The sequence below is a fragment of the Eoetvoesiella caeni genome (genome assembly GCF_003315175.1).
In the GTDB taxonomy this organism is placed as follows: domain Bacteria; phylum Pseudomonadota; class Gammaproteobacteria; order Burkholderiales; family Burkholderiaceae_B; genus Eoetvoesia; species Eoetvoesia caeni.
Map to the genome: position 1 here is coordinate 16,418 of NZ_QNRQ01000005.1, position 17,532 is coordinate 33,949.

The 17,532-nt window shown below is 63.3% G+C and carries 17 protein-coding genes; 3 read left to right on the forward strand and 14 right to left on the reverse strand.

What is annotated here, in order from left to right; translation table 11 throughout:
• Positions 1-147: 147 nt before the first annotated feature.
• The 14 genes from DFR37_RS10585 to DFR37_RS10650 form a co-directional block, all read right to left on the reverse strand.
• On the reverse strand, positions 148-705 hold the full coding sequence (locus tag DFR37_RS10585; protein WP_113933220.1) for a hypothetical protein: 558 nt from the start codon (positions 703-705) through the stop codon (positions 148-150).
• Positions 706-947: 242 nt separating this feature from the next.
• A complete protein-coding gene (locus tag DFR37_RS10590; protein ID WP_113933221.1) occupies positions 948-2,552 on the reverse strand; it encodes a DNA cytosine methyltransferase in 1,605 nt (534 codons plus the stop codon).
• Between the two features lie 519 nt (positions 2,553-3,071).
• Positions 3,072-5,084: a DNA topoisomerase III gene (locus DFR37_RS10595; protein WP_113933222.1), complete on the reverse strand. Its 2,013-nt coding sequence runs from the start codon at positions 5,082-5,084 to the stop codon at positions 3,072-3,074.
• A gap of 283 nt (positions 5,085-5,367) precedes the next feature.
• The gene (locus DFR37_RS10600) at positions 5,368-5,808 is read right to left on the reverse strand and encodes a single-stranded DNA-binding protein (RefSeq protein WP_113933223.1); all 441 of its coding nucleotides are present in this window, start codon (positions 5,806-5,808) and stop codon (positions 5,368-5,370) included.
• Positions 5,809-5,881: 73 nt separating this feature from the next.
• Positions 5,882-6,409: a DUF3158 family protein gene (locus DFR37_RS10605; RefSeq protein ID WP_113933224.1), complete on the reverse strand. Its 528-nt coding sequence runs from the start codon at positions 6,407-6,409 to the stop codon at positions 5,882-5,884.
• Complete coding sequence (locus DFR37_RS10610; RefSeq protein WP_113933225.1) at positions 6,406-7,185, reverse strand: PFL_4669 family integrating conjugative element protein; 780 nt, start codon at positions 7,183-7,185, stop codon at positions 6,406-6,408. The genes DFR37_RS10605 and DFR37_RS10610 overlap by 4 nt, the downstream gene beginning before the upstream one ends.
• Positions 7,186-7,516: 331 nt before the next feature.
• Positions 7,517-8,767 (reverse strand): STY4528 family pathogenicity island replication protein, encoded by a 1,251-nt coding sequence (locus DFR37_RS10615; RefSeq protein WP_113933226.1) that lies wholly within the window; start codon positions 8,765-8,767, stop codon positions 7,517-7,519.
• Between the two features lie 3 nt (positions 8,768-8,770).
• Positions 8,771-9,331: a DUF2857 domain-containing protein gene (locus DFR37_RS10620; RefSeq protein ID WP_012112314.1), complete on the reverse strand. Its 561-nt coding sequence runs from the start codon at positions 9,329-9,331 to the stop codon at positions 8,771-8,773.
• A gap of 15 nt (positions 9,332-9,346) precedes the next feature.
• Positions 9,347-11,011: a ParB family protein gene (locus DFR37_RS10625; RefSeq protein ID WP_012112313.1), complete on the reverse strand. Its 1,665-nt coding sequence runs from the start codon at positions 11,009-11,011 to the stop codon at positions 9,347-9,349.
• Positions 11,004-11,264: a hypothetical protein gene (locus tag DFR37_RS10630; RefSeq protein WP_012112312.1), complete on the reverse strand. Its 261-nt coding sequence runs from the start codon at positions 11,262-11,264 to the stop codon at positions 11,004-11,006. Before DFR37_RS10630 ends, DFR37_RS10625 begins: the two co-directional genes overlap by 8 nt.
• A complete protein-coding gene (locus DFR37_RS10635; RefSeq protein ID WP_012112311.1) occupies positions 11,248-12,123 on the reverse strand; it encodes a ParA family protein in 876 nt (291 codons plus the stop codon). The genes DFR37_RS10630 and DFR37_RS10635 overlap by 17 nt, the downstream gene beginning before the upstream one ends.
• Before the next feature lie 42 nt (positions 12,124-12,165).
• The gene (locus DFR37_RS10640) at positions 12,166-12,378 is read right to left on the reverse strand and encodes an AlpA family transcriptional regulator (protein ID WP_012112310.1); all 213 of its coding nucleotides are present in this window, start codon (positions 12,376-12,378) and stop codon (positions 12,166-12,168) included.
• Positions 12,379-12,496: 118 nt separating this feature from the next.
• On the reverse strand, positions 12,497-13,243 hold the full coding sequence (locus DFR37_RS10645; RefSeq protein WP_012112309.1) for a hypothetical protein: 747 nt from the start codon (positions 13,241-13,243) through the stop codon (positions 12,497-12,499).
• Positions 13,244-14,203: 960 nt separating this feature from the next.
• Positions 14,204-14,701: a DUF2062 domain-containing protein gene (locus tag DFR37_RS10650; protein WP_113933227.1), complete on the reverse strand. Its 498-nt coding sequence runs from the start codon at positions 14,699-14,701 to the stop codon at positions 14,204-14,206.
• 146 nt (positions 14,702-14,847) lie between these two features.
• On the opposite strand from DFR37_RS10650, the gene DFR37_RS10655 reads away from it, so the two are divergent.
• The 3 genes from DFR37_RS10655 (at position 14,848) to DFR37_RS10665 (ending at position 17,448) form a co-directional block, all read left to right on the forward strand.
• Positions 14,848-15,096, forward strand: coding sequence for a LysR substrate-binding domain-containing protein (locus tag DFR37_RS10655; protein ID WP_211317238.1), 249 nt, complete (start codon positions 14,848-14,850; stop codon positions 15,094-15,096).
• 51 nt (positions 15,097-15,147) lie between these two features.
• Entirely contained in the window at positions 15,148-16,302 is a 1,155-nt protein-coding gene (locus DFR37_RS10660; protein WP_113933228.1) for a winged helix-turn-helix domain-containing protein, read from the forward strand.
• 75 nt (positions 16,303-16,377) lie between these two features.
• Positions 16,378-17,448, forward strand: coding sequence for a PA0069 family radical SAM protein (locus DFR37_RS10665; RefSeq protein WP_113933229.1), 1,071 nt, complete (start codon positions 16,378-16,380; stop codon positions 17,446-17,448).
• Positions 17,449-17,532 lie beyond the last annotated feature (84 nt).

Consider the following 17,532-nt stretch of genomic DNA (forward strand, 5'->3'; position numbering starts at 1 on the left):
ATCAGCGACACATGCGGGCAGCTTCGTGCGCGAGGCGAGCCGCGTCAGCCGGAAATCGGCATCTGCAACAGCCCCGATTGGCGAACGCGGAAAAAAGAAAGCCCCGCAGCAAATGCGGGGCTGTCAGGAGGATAAGGCGAAGCTGGGTCAGCGAGTCTTGTCGCCCAGGACATGCTGCTTCCACAGGTCGAATGCCCGCTCGGGCGGAAGCTCGGCGAGGATGACGATGGGCTGGGCCTGCCTGGTGCGCAGCGAAGCGAAGTACGCCTTGCGGTCGGCGATAGCCTTGAGCTTGATGCCTTTGATGAACAGCAGTTTGCCGTCCTTGATGAACAGCACCTTGTTGCCGATGTCGCGGTTGAAGGCGGCTCGCACCTTGCGCTCCGCGTGCATGGCATCGGCCAGTTCATCGACCAGGAAGTCGAGCGTCATGTCGATGTAATGAGGGTCTTCACCCTCCTGGCCTAGATCGAGCGGCGCAGGCGGCAAGCCCTTGGCAAAGGCTTCGGCCTGAGCCAGCAGCGTCGTCTTGCCGTTGAGCGCGCGGAGGAATGTCGAGCCGCCATGCCCGTCGTTGCGGGCCTCGGCGATGGGAGTGCCGTCGAACACGATGGTCGCGGTGAAGCACAGCGTTTCCTCGCTGGCGAAGTCGGTGACCTTGAGGTTCTTCAGCGTGATGCGGTCTTGCTTGGTGACGGTGTCCATGGGAAGTCCTGAAATCGACCGGGTGGCGACATGCCCCTGACGGGACGTGGCGACCATCCCGTGGGTTGGAGAAAGGAGGCATCGATGCCCCGGTGGGCAGCGTTCGCCGGTGAGATGCCGAAGCGAACTGGTGGGTGGCGTGGGCGGAACCCACGGCAGCCTTGACACCCTGGCTGCGGGCTGCTGCCGATACATCGGCAATGCAGGGGGAGAATGGCGCGGCCGGCAGGCTGCGTCGTCGATCAATCCGAAGCGGTCGAGTCCGTCTTGTGCAGGCACTGCACCAGCCGGTTGCCCAGCCAAGCCATGCACGGGACGGCCATGGAGTTGCCAATCGCCTTGTAGCGCGGAGCGTCTGCGGCAGGCTTGCCGCGATACGGGATCAGCGTGTAGTCGTCGGGCATGCCCTGCAGCCGCTCGCACTCCATGGGCATCAGCCGCCGCACCCGCCATTGCGACCAGTCTCCCGGGCCGGGGTCATTCCAGTCGTACCGGAAATGCGCCTCGAAGTCGGGAGCCAGGACATGGGGCTTGTCTGCGCCGCCGCTGGTACGCAACGCCGCCGCAACGCTTCCGCCCAGTTCGGCAGCAAGACCCTGCGTCCGTCCCCGCAGGGCAACGCAGGCCACCATCGGCACACCGTAGCCCGGCTTGCCGTTGGACAGGACGGTGCAAGACACCTGTCCATGGCCCGACTCGAAGCGCACTTCGCCGCGGTTGTTCTGCACGAAGGCGATGGCGGGCGCGACGCCTGCGTTCGCATGGCTGTAGCGATGCCCGCCGGCACGCAGCCTCGGCGTCAGGTCGATCGTGGCGTCCGCGCCGCTGCCCTGGGCGGTGAAGGCGATGATCGGCACGCCCTTTCCCGTACCGTCCTCGCTGCTGCCCTTGCCGTTGTTGGCGGTGTCGAGGGTGTGGGCGATGCTGCCGGCGATGGACTGCACCATGAACGTCTCGGTGCGGATGTCGTGCTTGGGACCCGCGGCCATCAGGCATGCCGCAACATCGACGGGGCCAATGCCGCCGCTGAATCCGAACGTCGTCGTGACCTTGCCGTAGGGCTGGCTCAGTCCAGCGAATCCTGCGTATCCGCCTGCTGCTGCAGCACCCGGTCCAGCAGCGCGGGCAGCTTCTTGCCACGGCGCGCGGCCCGCAGAAGAATCCCCGCGCAGGCCTGTGCGCTCAAAAAGTACTTCGGAGGGATCGAGGTCATCACCACCACATGCCACAAGAAACACGCGCTTGCGGCGTTGGGCGACACCGAAATATTGAGCGTCGAGCACGCGCCAGGCGATGCGGCGGCGGGGTCCAGACACACAACCAGCGTGCGCCCATTTTTCCCCTGGCGGCTGGAGCGCACGGCTTTCTCCGGCCAGTGCGCCCAGGAAATGCCCGAAGGCATTGCTGCGGTCGTTGAGGACGCCGGGGACGTTTTCCCAGACGAGCGTTGCCGGCGGGCGGCGGTCTTGGTGGCGGGTTTGGTCGATGGCATTTGCAAGCTCCACATAGGCAAGGGTCAAGGCGCCGCGCGGGTCGTTCAGCCCCTGTCGCGCGCCGGCAACGCTGAACGACTGGCACGGCGTGCCGCCGACCAGGATGTCGGGCGCCGGCACGGTGCCGGCGCGCACCTGACGGGCGATCGCGGTCACGTCGCCCAGGTTGGGCACATGGGGGTAACGGTGGGCGAGCACGGCGCTCGGGAACGGCTCGATCTCGGCGAACCACGCGGCTTTGAGGCCGAGGGGTTGCCATGCGAGGCTCACGGCCTCGATGCCGCTGCACACGCTGCCGTACAGCAGTGGCGCGGCCTGGGGTGCACCGCGAAGGGTGCAAGGTTGCGGGTTCATGTCGGGTCTCCTGTTCGTGTGGCCCGGGGCGGGCCGGGACGTTGATAGGCAGGAGAAAGGCGCCGAAGGCCCTGCGGCCTTCGGCTCGGGAGGACAGAACCACCCGTGGGCTGGTGCAGGCCCGGTCGTCGCTAGAACCGTCTGCTCATCAGCAATCACACCCGGCGCATGTCGTGGTTCGCGCCGGCATCGTCTGGCGCACATCCGCGCACAAAGGGAGCCCGTTTTTGCGCCGGCGGGCACCGGCACCGAATACCGCTGACCACGAAGGGTCTCCGGGTGGCTCGCGCAGCTTGGCAAGCCACCGGGGGACCCTTCGCAGAGGCGGGAGAAATGCAGATCAGCAGAAAGCGCAGGAGGCGGTTCGCGGAGAAGCTACCTTCAGGTCCCGCGGCCGGGGATGACCAAGCGGGACGCGCACACGGACAAGAAGGCGTTGCGCGCTGGGCGTCCCGCAGGGCGTGCGGAACACAGGCCGCGCCGCCGATTGCGGGCACGGCTCACGGGGAACGGGGTCGGTCAGGAGCCTTTGCGGCCGCTGCGGCGCGGGCGCGAGGCACCACGCTTGGACGTGCCGGATTCGACCGGCAGCGTGCCTTTGCAGTCGGGGTAGCGACTGCACGACCAGAATGGGCCGCTCTTGCCGGTGCGCTGGCGCGTCGGTGCGCCGCACTGTGGGCAAGGTGGTCCGTGGGGAACCTTGATGGACAGGGACGTGCTGCCGTACTGCGCGATCAACTGTGAGATCCATGCAGCCTGCTTGCCGATGAATACGTCCAGCGTGAGCTGTCCAGCTTCGATCATGTCCAGCGCCTGTTCCCAGACGGCGGTTGTCCCTGGGTCGGCAATCGCTGTGGGCACCGCGTCGATCAGGGTGAAGGCCGCATCTGAGGCACGGATGGCGCGGCCCTTCTTCACGAGGTAGCCCCGCGTCAGCAGGCCACTGATGATGTTGGCCCGCGTCGCTTCGGTGCCGATGCCGACCGTATCCTTGAGCTTCTGTTTCAGGCGCGGCTCCGAGACCAGTTTGGCGACGCCCTTCATGGACTTGACCAACTCGCCCTGCGTATAGGGCCGAGGGGGCAGCCTCTTGAGCGCCTTCAGATCGACGTCGGCCACCTGACATGCCAAGCCCTCGCGCAGCGCGGGCAGTACCTGGCTGCGCGCCGCAGGGTCGCCATCCTCCTCGGATTGCGGTTCGGCCAGCACCAGGCGCCACCCCTTGACGACGACCTGCTTGCCGGTGGCCGCCAGCGTCTGCTGGCCGCAGGAGAGGTTCGCCACATTGCGGTCGAACTCGTGGTGAGGAAGGAATTGCGCCAGGTAATGCGCCCGGATCAGCCGATACACTGCCAGTTCCTTCTCACTCATGGTCGAGAGGTTCGCCGGTTCGAGCGTCGGGATGATGCCGTGGTGAGCAGACACCTTCGCGTCGTTCCAGGCGCGTGAGCGTTGAGTGCGGTCGAGCTGGTCCATGATCGGTCGCAGCAAGGGATCGGTCTTGACCAGGCTGTCGAGGACCGTTGGCACCTCGGCGAACATGCTTTCGGGCAGGTAGCCCGAATCGGAGCGCGGGTACGTCGTGGCCTTGTGCGTCTCGTATAGGGCCTGAGCAATGTCTAAGGTCTCCTGCACATCGAGCCCAAGCTGCCAGGAACACACCTCCTGCAAGGTCCCCAGGTCGAACGGCAGCGGCGGGCCTTCCCGCACGCGCTCGGTTTCGACCGCCACCACCTGGGCGCTGTCCGCGGCGCGGATCTGCTGCGCGGCGTGCTGCGCGATGGGCTGCTGCAGGCAGCGGCCGGCGTCGTCGGTGCATGCTTTCGGGGGAACCCACTGCGCGGCGAAAGTCTGGCCACCGGCGGACAGGGACACGTCGATGGCCCAGTACGGCACGGACACGAAGGCGGTGATCTCGCGGTCGCGGTCCACGACCAGTTTGAGCGTGGGGGTCTGGACGCGGCCTACCGACAGCACGCCGTCGTAGCCGGCCTGCTGTCCCAGCACCGTGAACAAGCGGCTGAGGTTCATGCCGACGAGCCAATCCGCCCGAGAGCGCGCCAGCGCCGAGTAGTACATCGGCAGCGTCTCGGCCGATGGCCGGAGCTTGCCGAGTGCCGCGCGGATGGACGCATCGTTCAGCGCCGACAACCACAGCCGTTCGATGGGACCGCGGTAGCCGCACAGGTCGATGATCTCGCGGGCGATCAACTCGCCCTCGCGGTCGGCATCTGTGGCGATGACAAGCTGGGTCGCCTTAGCCAGAAGCGCCTTGACGACTTTGAACTGCGTGGCGGTTTTCGGTTTGACCTCGACCCGCCAGTGCTGAGGAATGATGGGCAACTGCTCCAGCGACCAGCGCTTGAGCGCCGCGTCATAGACCTCGGGGGCTGCCGCTTCGACGAGATGGCCGATGCACCAGGTGACGGTGACGCCGGAACCGTTGAGGCAGCCTTCACCGCGCTGCGTGGCACCGAGAATCCGGCCAATGTCTTTGCCCTGGGAGGGCTTCTCGCACAAGAACAGCCGCATGTCCGTCCATCCCGATTCCCGTTGTTCATGGAGTTGCTGGAATCGACGATGCCGAGCGCCACCTGGGGTAGCAGCAAACAAGCCGCATGCGCCGGCGACCGCTTTCACGCCGATGGAATGGCTCGGGCGGGGATGGCGCGTGGCCGCAGGTGTGCGGACCAGGAGCCGCGATTTGCGGGAGCGCGTGGAAGTCGATGGACGTTGATGGAGCTATCCCCAGGGGATAGCTTGCGGGGTGCATGGAGGGCGGCGAAGCACTACGGCGGCCGCCCTCCATGCCGGTTCACTTCCTGCGCTTCGCCTCCTTCGGCGCGGTCGATTCCTGGGCAGCCTGTGGCTTCGGTTCTGCCTCCTGCGGCTTCGGACTGAGGGCCACGGACTCGATGCGGTACGGCAGGATGCCGACGCTGCGCGCGTTGATCTGCCAGGTCTCGCGCGGCTGATCTTCGTTGTCCGTCCAGGGGTCGCGCTCCATGCGGCCGACGACCAGCACGCGCATGCCCTTCTGGTAGAGCTGCTGCCAGCGGTCGGCGTCGTGGTGCCAGAGTTCCACCGGCGCCCAGAAGCCGCCGCGGTCCTCGAACTCGCCGCCCTTGGTGGGGACGGGGTTGTCGAAGTACACGTTCAGCCGGAGCAGCCGGCGAGGATCGTCATTGCCGTTGGGGAATTCGCGGTACTCGGGGGGCGAGCCGATGTTGCCCTCGCCGATGAATTGTGTGCTCATGGTGCAATCTCCGTGGTGGTTGAAATACCCGTGCCTCGTTGGGCTCGGGCGCGTGCTCGGATGGCTGGCGCAATCACCGATCGCGCACTGCGGCAGGGACGGACGCGAGCCGGCGCAGGTAGGTGTTGTCTGCCTGCGCGGCCTTGCTGGCGCATTCCTGCGCTTGCCTGCCAAGGGTGTGCAGCAGGCTGATCTGCATGTTCAACGTGATGCGCTGCAGTTCGATCGCGTGCAGGTCGTGCAGCAGGTTGACCGGCGTGCTGGTCGTGGCGATCAGCTCCTGCCACAGGACCACGCCCATGGCCGATCGGTCGTGCTTGCGCCAGCGTAGAAAGGTCGTGCCTGCGCCAGTGGTCTGCTGAGCCAGCTCGACGGGAAGCAGGTGGAAGGGATGCCCGCACGCCTGTGGCAGCACCTGTCGCTGCGCCAGGGCAATCAATTCGTCGCGCATGGCGAAGCACTGGCTGGCCCAGCCCTCGAAGTCCCCTTTACCTTTAAAAGGCTTTAAAAGGCCTTTTAGAGAGGCCGCGTGTTCCAGCCGCATGAAGGCTGGCTGTTCCAGACCACGGAAGTAGCGCGGTTCGCGGTTCGGGTCGCTCATGCCTGTTCGTCCTCGCCGGTGCTGGCCTCAGCCGGATCGGCGGCAGTGCCTTCGTTGGTGGGAGGAGCGGCTGCGGCAGCGCTATCACCGCGCTGTTGCAGCCCGCGGCGTGCGATGGGCGGCGCAAACTTCGAGCGGCGCATGCCTTCGAGCACGTCCTGCGGCAGTTCGCCGAACTTCTCCAATGCTGCCCGAGCTGCGGCGTTCTTGGCCGCGAAGTCGTCGCGGGTGCAGCCCGAGTAGCGGTATTGCTGGGCCAGGCTGAACAGGCTGCGCAGCGCGTGGGCACCTTCGTTGAGCCAGCGCTCCAATGTCGAGCGATCGATCAGTGCGGTGTGATGGGCGAGGATAAGCTTGCGGGCGATGTCGTCGTAGTCGGCCAGAAGATAGACGGCGGCAAAGCCGAGCTGCGCGTTCACGAACAAGGGGAGCTTCACCGGCTGCACGTTGAGGTTCTCGCCCAGGCTCAACGCCGCAGGCACGCCGGCCAGTGCCTGGTCCACCTGCTCGCGCAGCGATTGCAGCGTGGTCTTGGTCTGGTCGAGCTTTTCCTCAATGCGCAACATCCACCAGTCGCTGTACGGGTCGTCCTGTTCCGAGCCGCGCTTCATCTTGTTCATCACGGCGATGTAGCCGTTCAGGCCGACAATGCCGGGTCGCCCCTCGGCGGCGGCGCGGCCATGCCAGATGCGCGAGGCGTGGTGGGTGTGAAGCGTCAGCGACATCGCGCTGCGCAAAGAGCCGAGATTGAGTTGCAGAGGTTCGTTGGTTGCCATGGTGTCCGCTCGCTTGGGAAAAGGAGCGGTCAGGATCGGCACGCAGCGGAAGGCAGTCAGTCAACAAACCGAAATGAACCAGTCCCCGGTTGTCCTGGCAACGGTGGCCTCTGGCACGAGCTATCCCCAGGGGATAGCTCCATCAAACGGCATGGAGCGCTGCTCGCGCGGATGGTGCGGGCCGCTCATGAAACCGACGCCATTACGGGCCCGTGGGCGGGAGTACCAGGCCGCGCCGGTCGGCGTTACACCTTGTAGTACATCTATCCCCTGGGGATAGCTCTACTGACGGCCATCGACGTCTGCTTCACGCCCTTGTCGCTCGTCGCGCTCAGCTACTGCGCAGAAGGTCGCGCAGCCGGTCGATGTGCTGCCGGGCTACCTCGGGTGGAACCACATTGCGCGGTGGCTCAGGCGGTGAATCTCGTGCAGGGGCAGGTGGCGGTGTTGACCCGGCCTGCTTGGCCCAGGCGTTGAACTCGCCACGGATGGCGCGTTGGATGATGCCGAACAGGTAGCCTGCCGGGTTGCGGATGGTGCTGCCGCGACAGCGATCCGCCCATTCGTCCAGCACGGCCTGGCGTAGCGGGGCATCGACCTGCTGCAATGCCACCATGGCGCCGGCCTGCTGCTCTTCCTTCAAGCCGAGGAAGCGATCAGGCAGACGAACTCCCGGCATCGCGCGCACCTGCCCACGCTCACGCGCGGTAGTACGTACTTCATTAATACGACTACTACGTACAGTACGGTCCTGCTTCGGATTCCGAAGAGTGCCGTCTGACGCGGGTTTCGGCCCTGCTTCGGAATCCGAAGAGGGGTCATCAGAATTCCGAAGAAGGCTCGGCGCCCCTTCTTCGGAATCGTGAACCCTATCCTCCTGTGGATAACTCTCCTGCGACCCAATGCCCTGGTTGGCGAGGCGTTCGGCAAGGACCTGCAGCCGCGAGGGCAACGTGCGGCCGGAGAGCAACGGGTCTTCGGCGATCTCCTTGAGGGTGTGCAAGCCCACGACCTGAACGGCCCTGGCCGAATGGCCCAGGGCCTGGCTGACGAGCTCCAAGTAGTCCGGGTCGAGCTGCATCGCCTCGAAAGGCGTCAGGGGCTCATCGTGCAGGACGTAGAGGTTGCCGAGGATGCGCCCGGTCTTGGGGTCACGCCTGCGGCGCACGAGACTCAACCAGCGAGTCAGGCGCAACAGCGTCAGCGCCCGTGCCACGGTCTCGTGAGAGGCCTGTCCGGCGCAGGGCATTGACGCGAGCCACGGGCGAAGTTGCTCATACGTCGGAAACGCCGTGACCCCATCCTCGTTGAGCATCATCCGAAAGACTTGCCAGGCATTGCGTTCCAGCGGCGTCAGGCGTCGGTCCAGGAACAGCCGTCGCGGCACGCTCTCGTGCCGATTGCCGCTGAACAGAAAACCGTCGCCGGTTGCGGAGACAGGAGATGTTGCGGATGCGGGAGCTGGCGCGGACGCGGGCGGGCGAGGTTTCGGTGCAAGGTCTTTCAGCGCGCTGTCGAACAGATCAGCGAGGGCGACCGGGCCTTGGCGTGGTGCTCGTGGTGCAGCGTCGTCCACGGCCATGACTCAACCCAATCCCTGATCGATCCAGTTCTTGATCGCAGCCCAGACCACCGACAGCGGCAGTTCCATGCCTTCGGCGAGGTCCATTGCCGCATCAAGAACCGAGGTCTCATCCTCCAGCTCGACATTCCTGCTGCTGGTCACGGCCTTCCAGCGTCGCCACAGCTCGGTGTCCTGCTCCTCGTCCAGAACCGGATGGCGCCCCTTGCGTTTGGGCAGGCCGAGAACTTCACGCCGTAGCGCGACTTCCTGGTGCGTCAGCCCATAAAAACGGCTCGCCATTTCCGTACTGGCCCCCAGGCGCAACATGCGATCGACGGTGGCGATCTCCTTCTCCACGTCCTGCGCCTGTTTGAGCAATCGCCGGAGCACTTCCCGGTTCACCGAGACAGAGCACCACGAGACGCTGGCATTGGCCAGTACGCTGATCAGCGCCGGATGCTTGAGCGCATCCAATTCTTCCTCACCGAATCCCATCGCCTTGCAGCGGCGCAGTTGCCCGTTGCGCAGATCGTAGAGCGCCTGCGCGATGACGGCCTGGTTGAGTGGGTTCGGTGCGGACATGCGGGCCTCCCTCGCTCAGGTCCCAGGACCGAGAGCGCCGGCTTCCAGATCCAGCAGGCGCCGGGCCAGCCGCAGCAGACGAAACAGCTTGACCAGCGCGGTGTCGCTCAATCGCCGGGCCCCGTCGGCATGACGTTGGCCTTGGCCGTGCAACAGCGCTGGCAGGTCGGTGACGAAGTGCCCGCCGTCCAAGCCCACGTCGGCCGACTGCTGACCGGCCAGGGAAACCAGCAGCGCGAGCACGGCACGTGCGAGCGGCGACGAAACCTGGGTCGGGGCACGACACGCGAACCCGATGCCATCTGAACGATCCTCGACACACGCGTCCAGGTCGACCTCGCCCGCGATCTCGCGCGCGAACTGCGCGATGTGGACGCGCAGGCGGCCGGGTGCGTCGAGACCTGGGTCGATATGCCAGATGTCCGAGATGGGATAGAGGCCACCGGCCTGCACGGGAATCGACTGCAGCACGTTGGCCGAGAAGTCGGGCGGAAGCGCATCGCCCAACTGGTCGGCGACCATGCGCTGGATGGACTGGAGCCGCTGCGTCGTGGGTGCCGGAGAGACGATGTGCTCGTCAAGTAGATCGCCAGCCGCTGCCGCAGGGGTGGCTGCGGATGCCTCACGCGGGGCCGCATCGTCCTGGGGCCTTGTCGGCGCGGCGGCAGAGTGGCCTGCAGAATGTGCTGCTGTGGCGGGGGACGGTGCCGGTTCAATCGGCGGCCGTGCGATGGCCCCAGGCTCAGGCAATGCCGGCGGCGCCGATGGCGGGGTTGGGTCGCTGACCAGGGCGCGGTGGCGGCTCTCGGATTCGGTCAGGTCCAGGGCAAGCACGTCGTAGTCGATGCCCAGCAGCTCGGACATCTGACCGATCAACTCGTCCTGCACACGCTGCGGCGAGAACTCGTCGGCCTGGGTATCGAACTGCGACAGCACTTCTTGGAAGAAACTGTCGAAGTCGAGCGGCAGGGAGCGGCCCTTGGCATAGTGCTCCCACGTGCGCTCACTGGCCTTGCGCATGACCGACAGCCGCTCGACCTGGTGGCGACCGAGGCCACCATACAGCACGGTCGGGATCGCAGGCAGCAGGTAGCGCACCGCATCGGCCATGCGGCTGATGTGTGACTGCTGCACGGGGAAGCCGTCGGCGCCCAAGCGACGGGCCAGCTCGGACTGGCTCAAGGTCGTGCTGCTTTCCGCTTCATAGAACTCGCGCGCCTTCTCGACGCCGAGGGCGCGCTCGATGAACGTCAAGCCGCCACGCAGTTCGTTCTCGGCGAGGTGCCCGGTCAGCGCGACGATCTCCCCGCGCGCAGGCCACGGCCGGAACAGGCACGATATGCGGAAGAAGCGCTCGTCCTTCGTTTCTGTCCAGAGTTCGCGCAGGATCGCCAGCCTGGTGTTGCCGCCGTTGCGGATGATGTAGTGCGCCTCGCCAGGACGGCGTGTGATGGCTGGCGCCGCATCCAGGCCGCGCTCGCGGATGGAGGCCTTGATTTCATCGTAGGCCGAGTTGCGCTTTTTGCGGGGATCGTGGTCGTAGGGCCGCAACTGGTCCAGCGTCACGACCATCGGCGTGTCGGCGATGGGGTCACTCAAAGCCGTGGCCGATGGCCCACTGCGCTCGAACCCGGCGGCAAGCAGCTTGCCGGCCATGTCCTGGGAGGTCATCTCAGCCATGGCCGCATCCCTCGGCGTTGGCGGGCCGGGCCATGCGGGCCTCGCGCTCGGCTCGGCGGATCTGCGCACGGGCATTGAGGTCTGCCCGGTAATCGCTCGCTGTCGAGCTGGTGTAGATGGCGGCGCAGCCGGTCTTGGTGAATTTGAGGTGTCCACCCCGAGTACGTTTGACGTGCCAGCCTTCGCTCACCGCAAACTCGATCAGGGCGCGCAGTCGCTTGTGGCCACGGGACAGTTCATGTGCGCTCGCCACGGGACCTCCCGGTTTCAATAGAACGTGGAGGACGGCCGGACACGCGGGCGAATCTGTCTTGCCACTGCGGGAACAGTTCGCCGGCGAGCGTGCGCATGGTGTCGAGCGCAGCGGGCGCAACTCTGCCTGGTGGCTGTCGATACTCGACGCGATGCACCGGCATGCCGCGGGTTGCAGCGCGCGGATAGGCTTCGATGGCCGGCACGTCGGTGCCCAGCACGCGGATGCCCGTGTGATCCTGAAATAGGTCGTGCAGCGCCTGCTGGATCATGCGTGCGTTGGCGGACACGGGGTGGACACGATTGATGAGTAGGTGCAGCGGTGGCGGTTCGATGCCAAGGTGCCGATACGGCGCGATGTCCTCCAGCAACTGCATGGTGCCGCGCCGCAGTTCGCGGGCCGCAAGGATTTCCGGGGTCACGGGTGACAGCGCCAGGCCGGAGGCGAGCACCGCCATCTCCAACAGCACCGAGCGCGCGCCTTGGGTGTCGATTAGCACCAGGTCATAGAGCGGCGCCAGCGCCGGCAGCAGGTGGCGCAACCGCAGGCGCCCGTCTGGCGCGTGCAGCAGCAAGGTGTTCAGTTCACCCCGGTGGTCGTTCGAGAGCACCAGGTCCAGGCCCGCGATGATGGTGCGGGACACGAGCTGGTCGAGACCGCGCTCGTTGAACGCCAGCAGCTCATAGATGCCGCCGGGCGCGCGGTGAGCCAGATCGTAGTAGGAGGACAAGGTGGGCTGCACGTCGAGATCGAGCAGCAGCACGCGCAGCCCCGCGTCCGCGGCGAGCCCGCCGAGGTTGGCGGCCGTGGTCGTCTTGCCGACGCCACCTTTCGTTGAAATGATGGATACGACCTGCATGGCGCTCTCCGTTTGGCGATGGGAAGTCCGAGGGGGAGCGAGTCAGGTGCGGTTGTTAAGGCGTTCGGCGATCCACTGATCGATCTCGACCGAATCCCAGCCCACCGCGCGCACGCCAAGGCGCAACGCCTGTGGAAACTGGCGCTTCTTCATCAGGTTGTAGATGTGGGCGCGTTTGAAGCCGGACTTCGCTTCAACTTCATCGAGCCGCAGGATGCGGCGCTCGTGCGGTGGCAGTACAGGTACTTGCGACATGGCGGTCACTCCTGAACGCTCAGTGGCGTTTGTTGGCGTGACCTCTATTCAATAGACATGGCTGCAAAAAGACATTGCAAATGCAATCTCCGAGACTGCACATACAAGATGGAAGAATTCACGCGGCTGCGCTACGCACATTCTTCCTGGCGTTGGCGAACTTGCCGTTCAAGGTTCGCTCCGTGATGCCCATGGTGCCGCCATAGTGGGCGAGCAATGCGGTGACGATGGCCTCCTGCGTCTTGAAGCTGGAGTACGGCACACCCGATGGGGATTGACCCAGCATCAGCGTCAGCATGCCACCGATGATGTTCAGGTACGTGGTCTCCGCTCGATCACTGATCGCGCACTGCTTGGATGCCAACAGCACCGCGGACTGCTTGAGCAAGGCTTCGTGTTGCGCTTGAAGTTTGCGCATCTCACGCCGGCTATGGTCCAGCGCGGCCTGCAGAGCCTGCCGTTCCAGCAGGATTGCCTGTCCTGTTTCCAGGGTGATGGAGGGATGCGCCATGCGCTCGCTGCGGCTGAACAGGAATCCGGGTCGATGCTCAGGATAGTGAGTGCGCATCCAGCGTTTCAGATCGACGTGGCGGATGGTCAGATCGGGTGAACTCACCAACTCTGGGTCATTGAGCGTGATCCCGTTCTTGCCAAAGGGCAGTTCCGAGTTGAGGATGCCGTCGTAGATGCGTTCCGAGTACAGCCGACACTCGTTCCATCGCGGGCAGTCCAATGTCTGCGGCAGGCACCGCGGTGATGCGATCGAGGCGAGGATCGACGCCTTGTACCGCAACAACCCAGCCCACCGTATGGCAGCTTCGATGGGACGATAGAACACCTTTGATAATGGTGGCTCCTTGTGCATGTTTTCGTCTCCTTTCGGAAGCGCTACATCACCGGCTCCTTTCTCGCCCTGCCAAGGGCTGTTGTGTCGTTATGCCTGTGGCGGATGCCAGGGACGAATGCCCCGGAACGTGGGCGGACGAGATCATGGCATCCGCCACAGGTGGCCCTCTCTTGCTCAATGTGCAAGAATCGACCAGTTGCCGGCCCGTCGAGTAACAAGGAAGAAGCACGCTCGACAATGGCGCTCACGGTGCCAGCGTCATGGGGTGCGTCAGGCGTATCAAGACCGATTCGCTATGGTCTGATATCCCTACGGTTTCACAAGTCGCGCTGGGGCGCAGTCGTTGCTCAACGTCCAGAGGGACGCAGAGAAAACCGCGCGTGTGATGCTTGTTCTGGCATCCTGATATATCGACATAGCATCCAGCGATCCTGGGCTGTGGCCAGTTTGAGGCTGTTGCGCGCCGCTCCCACACGGTCGCCAGCTGACCAGGTGATGTGAACATGCGCCCCATCTTTCCTTGCTCGCCGCTTGGCCTTCATCACGAACAGCCTTGGGCTGTGGTGCGCACGGCATCAAACCAAGCGCGGTCTCAACGTTCGATGCTGATGCCATTCCTGACGCAAGGAGACCTGAGTGTCGAGCGGCGTTGCAGGGGCGGGCCTCTGGTAGCCGTGTATTCTGCGTCGGTTGTCAGGGGATGAAATGGCAGTCCTTGGACGCTGATGGAAGTTGTTGGATGAGTTTTGTTGCCGAGGGCGAAGAACAAGGCTATAATTCAGGCCTTCGCTGCTCACGGCGGCGAAGAATGTGATTGGGAAACAAGGATTTAGCGCCCTAGTGCCTGTCTCGTCTCCCGCTCCAGAATTTAAAAGGGCCGAACTTCTGTTCGGCCCTTTTTACGTTTTCGGCCTCCATTGCGTCTGCCTCTTGTTGGCATAGCTTAAATCCATCAACGAACTGACAAACCACGGCAATTCATTGCCGCTCGCGCAGCCGCCTTTTGCGCGTCCAGCGTGTCTTTAAAATCCACACACCGCTTATAACGAAGTAAGCTGTCAACCCGCTTACCGTAGCGACGACAGCCAGTCCAACGACCAAGGGCTTGCCTGCTGACTTCAAGCGCTGCCATGCGCGGCGCATATGGTCAATAAAACCATTTGCCTGAACAGGCTGGTCCTGAACCTTGGCCAGCACGGCCAGCACCTCTGCTTCTGTTGCGGGCTTTTCGCCCAAAATAACCTTGCCCAAACGGTAGGCACCATAATAGACGGGCCCGAATGTGACTGGATTGGTCACGAACGTTGCCGCCGCGGCCACAGGCAAATTGGCCCGCAATGCCACGGCGGCAGCGGCGGAAATGGGAATCTGAGCCAACGGCACCAGCAGCCCGAAGAAAATCCCAAGCGCGACGCCCAGGGCAATTCCGCGCCGGCTCACGCGCCAGAGCCGCGGATCGTTCAGCACGGGTCCCATCCACTTTAACCAGCGGTTGGACTGCAGGCTGGCGCGGGTGGGTATCCATCGATGTAGCGGTTTTCTCGTACGGACCAAAGCTAAAGCCTTTATGCTCAGTGCATTGTCAGGGCCTTTGATTGTAGTGGATTGATGCTGGACGCCGCATGTTCAACAGCATCATGCATGTTCTCAATGCGGCAGTAGACGGAATCGGCCTGGCCTACGTGCCTGAACAACTGGTCTCCCCATACTTGGCCGACGGCCGGCTGAAAGAGGTTCTGGCCAAGTGGTGCCCCTACTTCCAGGGCTATCATTTGTATTATCCGAATAGACGCCAGGCTTCCCCCGCATTCTCGGCATTCGTCGAAGCGCTGCGGTATCGCGCCGACCCCGCAGCTGGCGGCACGGCGTGATCCGCCATTCCTATAAAATCCGATGAAGATCGGCGCCTTGAATAAAGCCATATGCCTGAACACTCCCTCACTCCCTTCCCGCTGACGCAAGCGCAGGCGCGGCATATCTGGCTGCGCGCCCAGCGGCTCGATACCGCGGGGCCGTTCGGCAGCGGAGCCGATGCCACGCCCGCCGCTATCGCGCATCTTGGCTATGTGCAGATCGACACCATCAACGTGATCGAGCGCTGCCATCACCATATTCTCTGGACACGAATACCCACCTACCGCCGCAGTCATTTGCACCAGGCGCAAACGATCGACAAGACTGTTTTCGAGTACTGGACTCACGCGCTGTCGTACGTCCCGACCGATGACTTCAGATTTTTTATTGCCGATATGGAGCGCCATCGCAAATCGCCGAAAAGCTGGTTCAATTCTGTGACCAACAGCGATCTTCGCAAAGTCGTTACGCGCGTTCGCGACCATGGCGCCTTGTCGATTCGGGACATTGACGATGACATCCTGGTAGAAAAAGATCATGCGTGGGCAAGCCGCAAGCCCTCGAAGCGGGCGCTGCAATTGGCCTTTCACACCGGCAAGCTGACAGTCAGCGAACGCTCGGGCATGCTGAAGACATACGAGCTGACGAGCCGGCACTTCCAGTGGGACGCGCCTCCACGGAAGGCGTCCGAGAAACAGGTTGTCAATTATTTGCTGGACAGGTCGCTACGCTCGCAAGGAGTGGTCAGCCTTGATTCAATCTGCCACCTGAACCCAAAGCAAAAACCCCTCGTTCGACAAGCAATCGAAGCCAGGCTGCGGCAAAAGCGCCTTGTTCCCGTAGCGATAGACGGCGCGGACAAGATAGAACACTGGGCCTGCCCGCCCACTGTGGCCGACATTCCCGAAGCGAGCCGGGGCGTACATATTCTTTCTCCGTTCGATCCGCTGATCATTCAACGCAAAAGACTGAAGCTGTTCTTCAGTTACGAACATCTGTTTGAAGCCTATGTGCCCAAAGAAAAACGTGTCTTCGGGTATATGGGATTGCCTGTACTTGTCGACGGCGAAATCGTGGCCGTGCTTGACTTGAAGGCTGATCGCGCGCGGCGCGAGCTATTGTTGCAGCAATGGAGCTGGGTCGGCAAAGGCAGGCAGTCTTTGCACAAAAGGCTGATCGAAGAAAAGCTGCATCAATTCGAACGGTTCCAGTTCGGCCCTTAATCGGCGAAAAGGGGGCATTGCGCCGATGGCAGCGCCGCAATATACTGTTTATTTGTACAGTATACAGAGACTACCATGCAGGCAACTCCTCCCATCAAAGGCCGAGGCAGCGTCTCGAACAAAACGTCCCGCTTCGAGCAGCTTCAACGCGAATCGTTTGACGATGAATGGGCAAAAACCGACGAAGCCGCGCCCAAGCCGGCCACAACGGTTTCTTTCGAAAAAGCCAAGTCCATCATTTCCCGCAATGAATCGCCCGATATCAGTTTCGACCAGTCCATCAATCCATACAGAGGATGCGAGCATGGGTGCATCTATTGCTATGCCCGGCCCACCCATGCATATCTGAATCACTCGCCGGGCCTGGATTTCGAAACCAAGCTGTATGCCAAGTCCAATGCGGCCGAACTGCTGCGCAAGGAATTATCACGCCCGAATTATGTGCCCAAGCTTATTGCCCTGGGCGCCAACACCGACCCCTATCAGCCCATAGAGCGGCGACTGCGAATAACAGCTTCGATTCTGGCAGTCATGGAAGAATTCAACCAGCCCGTCGCCATTACCACCAAGTCCGCGTCGGTAACCCAGGACATCGAATTGCTGGCTCGCATGGCCAGCAAGAATCTGGTTCGGGTGTTCATGTCGGTGGGCTCGCTGGACAGGACCATTGCACGAACGCTGGAACCACGCGCCAGCACGCCGGGGGCGCGCATCGACGCCATTCGCACCCTAAGCGCAGCCGGCATTCCGACCGGCGTAATGGTGGCGCCTGTCATCCCCGCACTGACCGACCACGACATGGAAAAGATTCTTTTCAGCGCACAAGACGCCGGGGCCAAAAGTGCGGCGTATGTCTTGCTGCGGCTGCCCTTGGAAATTGCCGACCTGTTTCGCGAATGGCTGGCCGCCCACCATCCATTGAAAGAAGCTCATGTCATGAACCTGGTCAAGCAGATGCGCAACGGCAAAATATACGACTCCGATTTCAAGACCAGGATGAAAGGAACCGGCGTGTTTGCCGACCTTCTTGAGCAGAGATTCAAAAAAGCGTGCGCCAAAGCCGGACTGAATCAAACGCGACAGCCGTTGGACACCACTCTTTTTTCGCGACCGCCGGAAGACAAGCCCCAGTTGACGCTGTTCTAGGTCGTGGAGCATCCGATGCTATAAACTGCGCAACGGAGCCTCAGCGTTGGGCGCCGCGTGCGCCATTCAATCCAAACCAAGGAA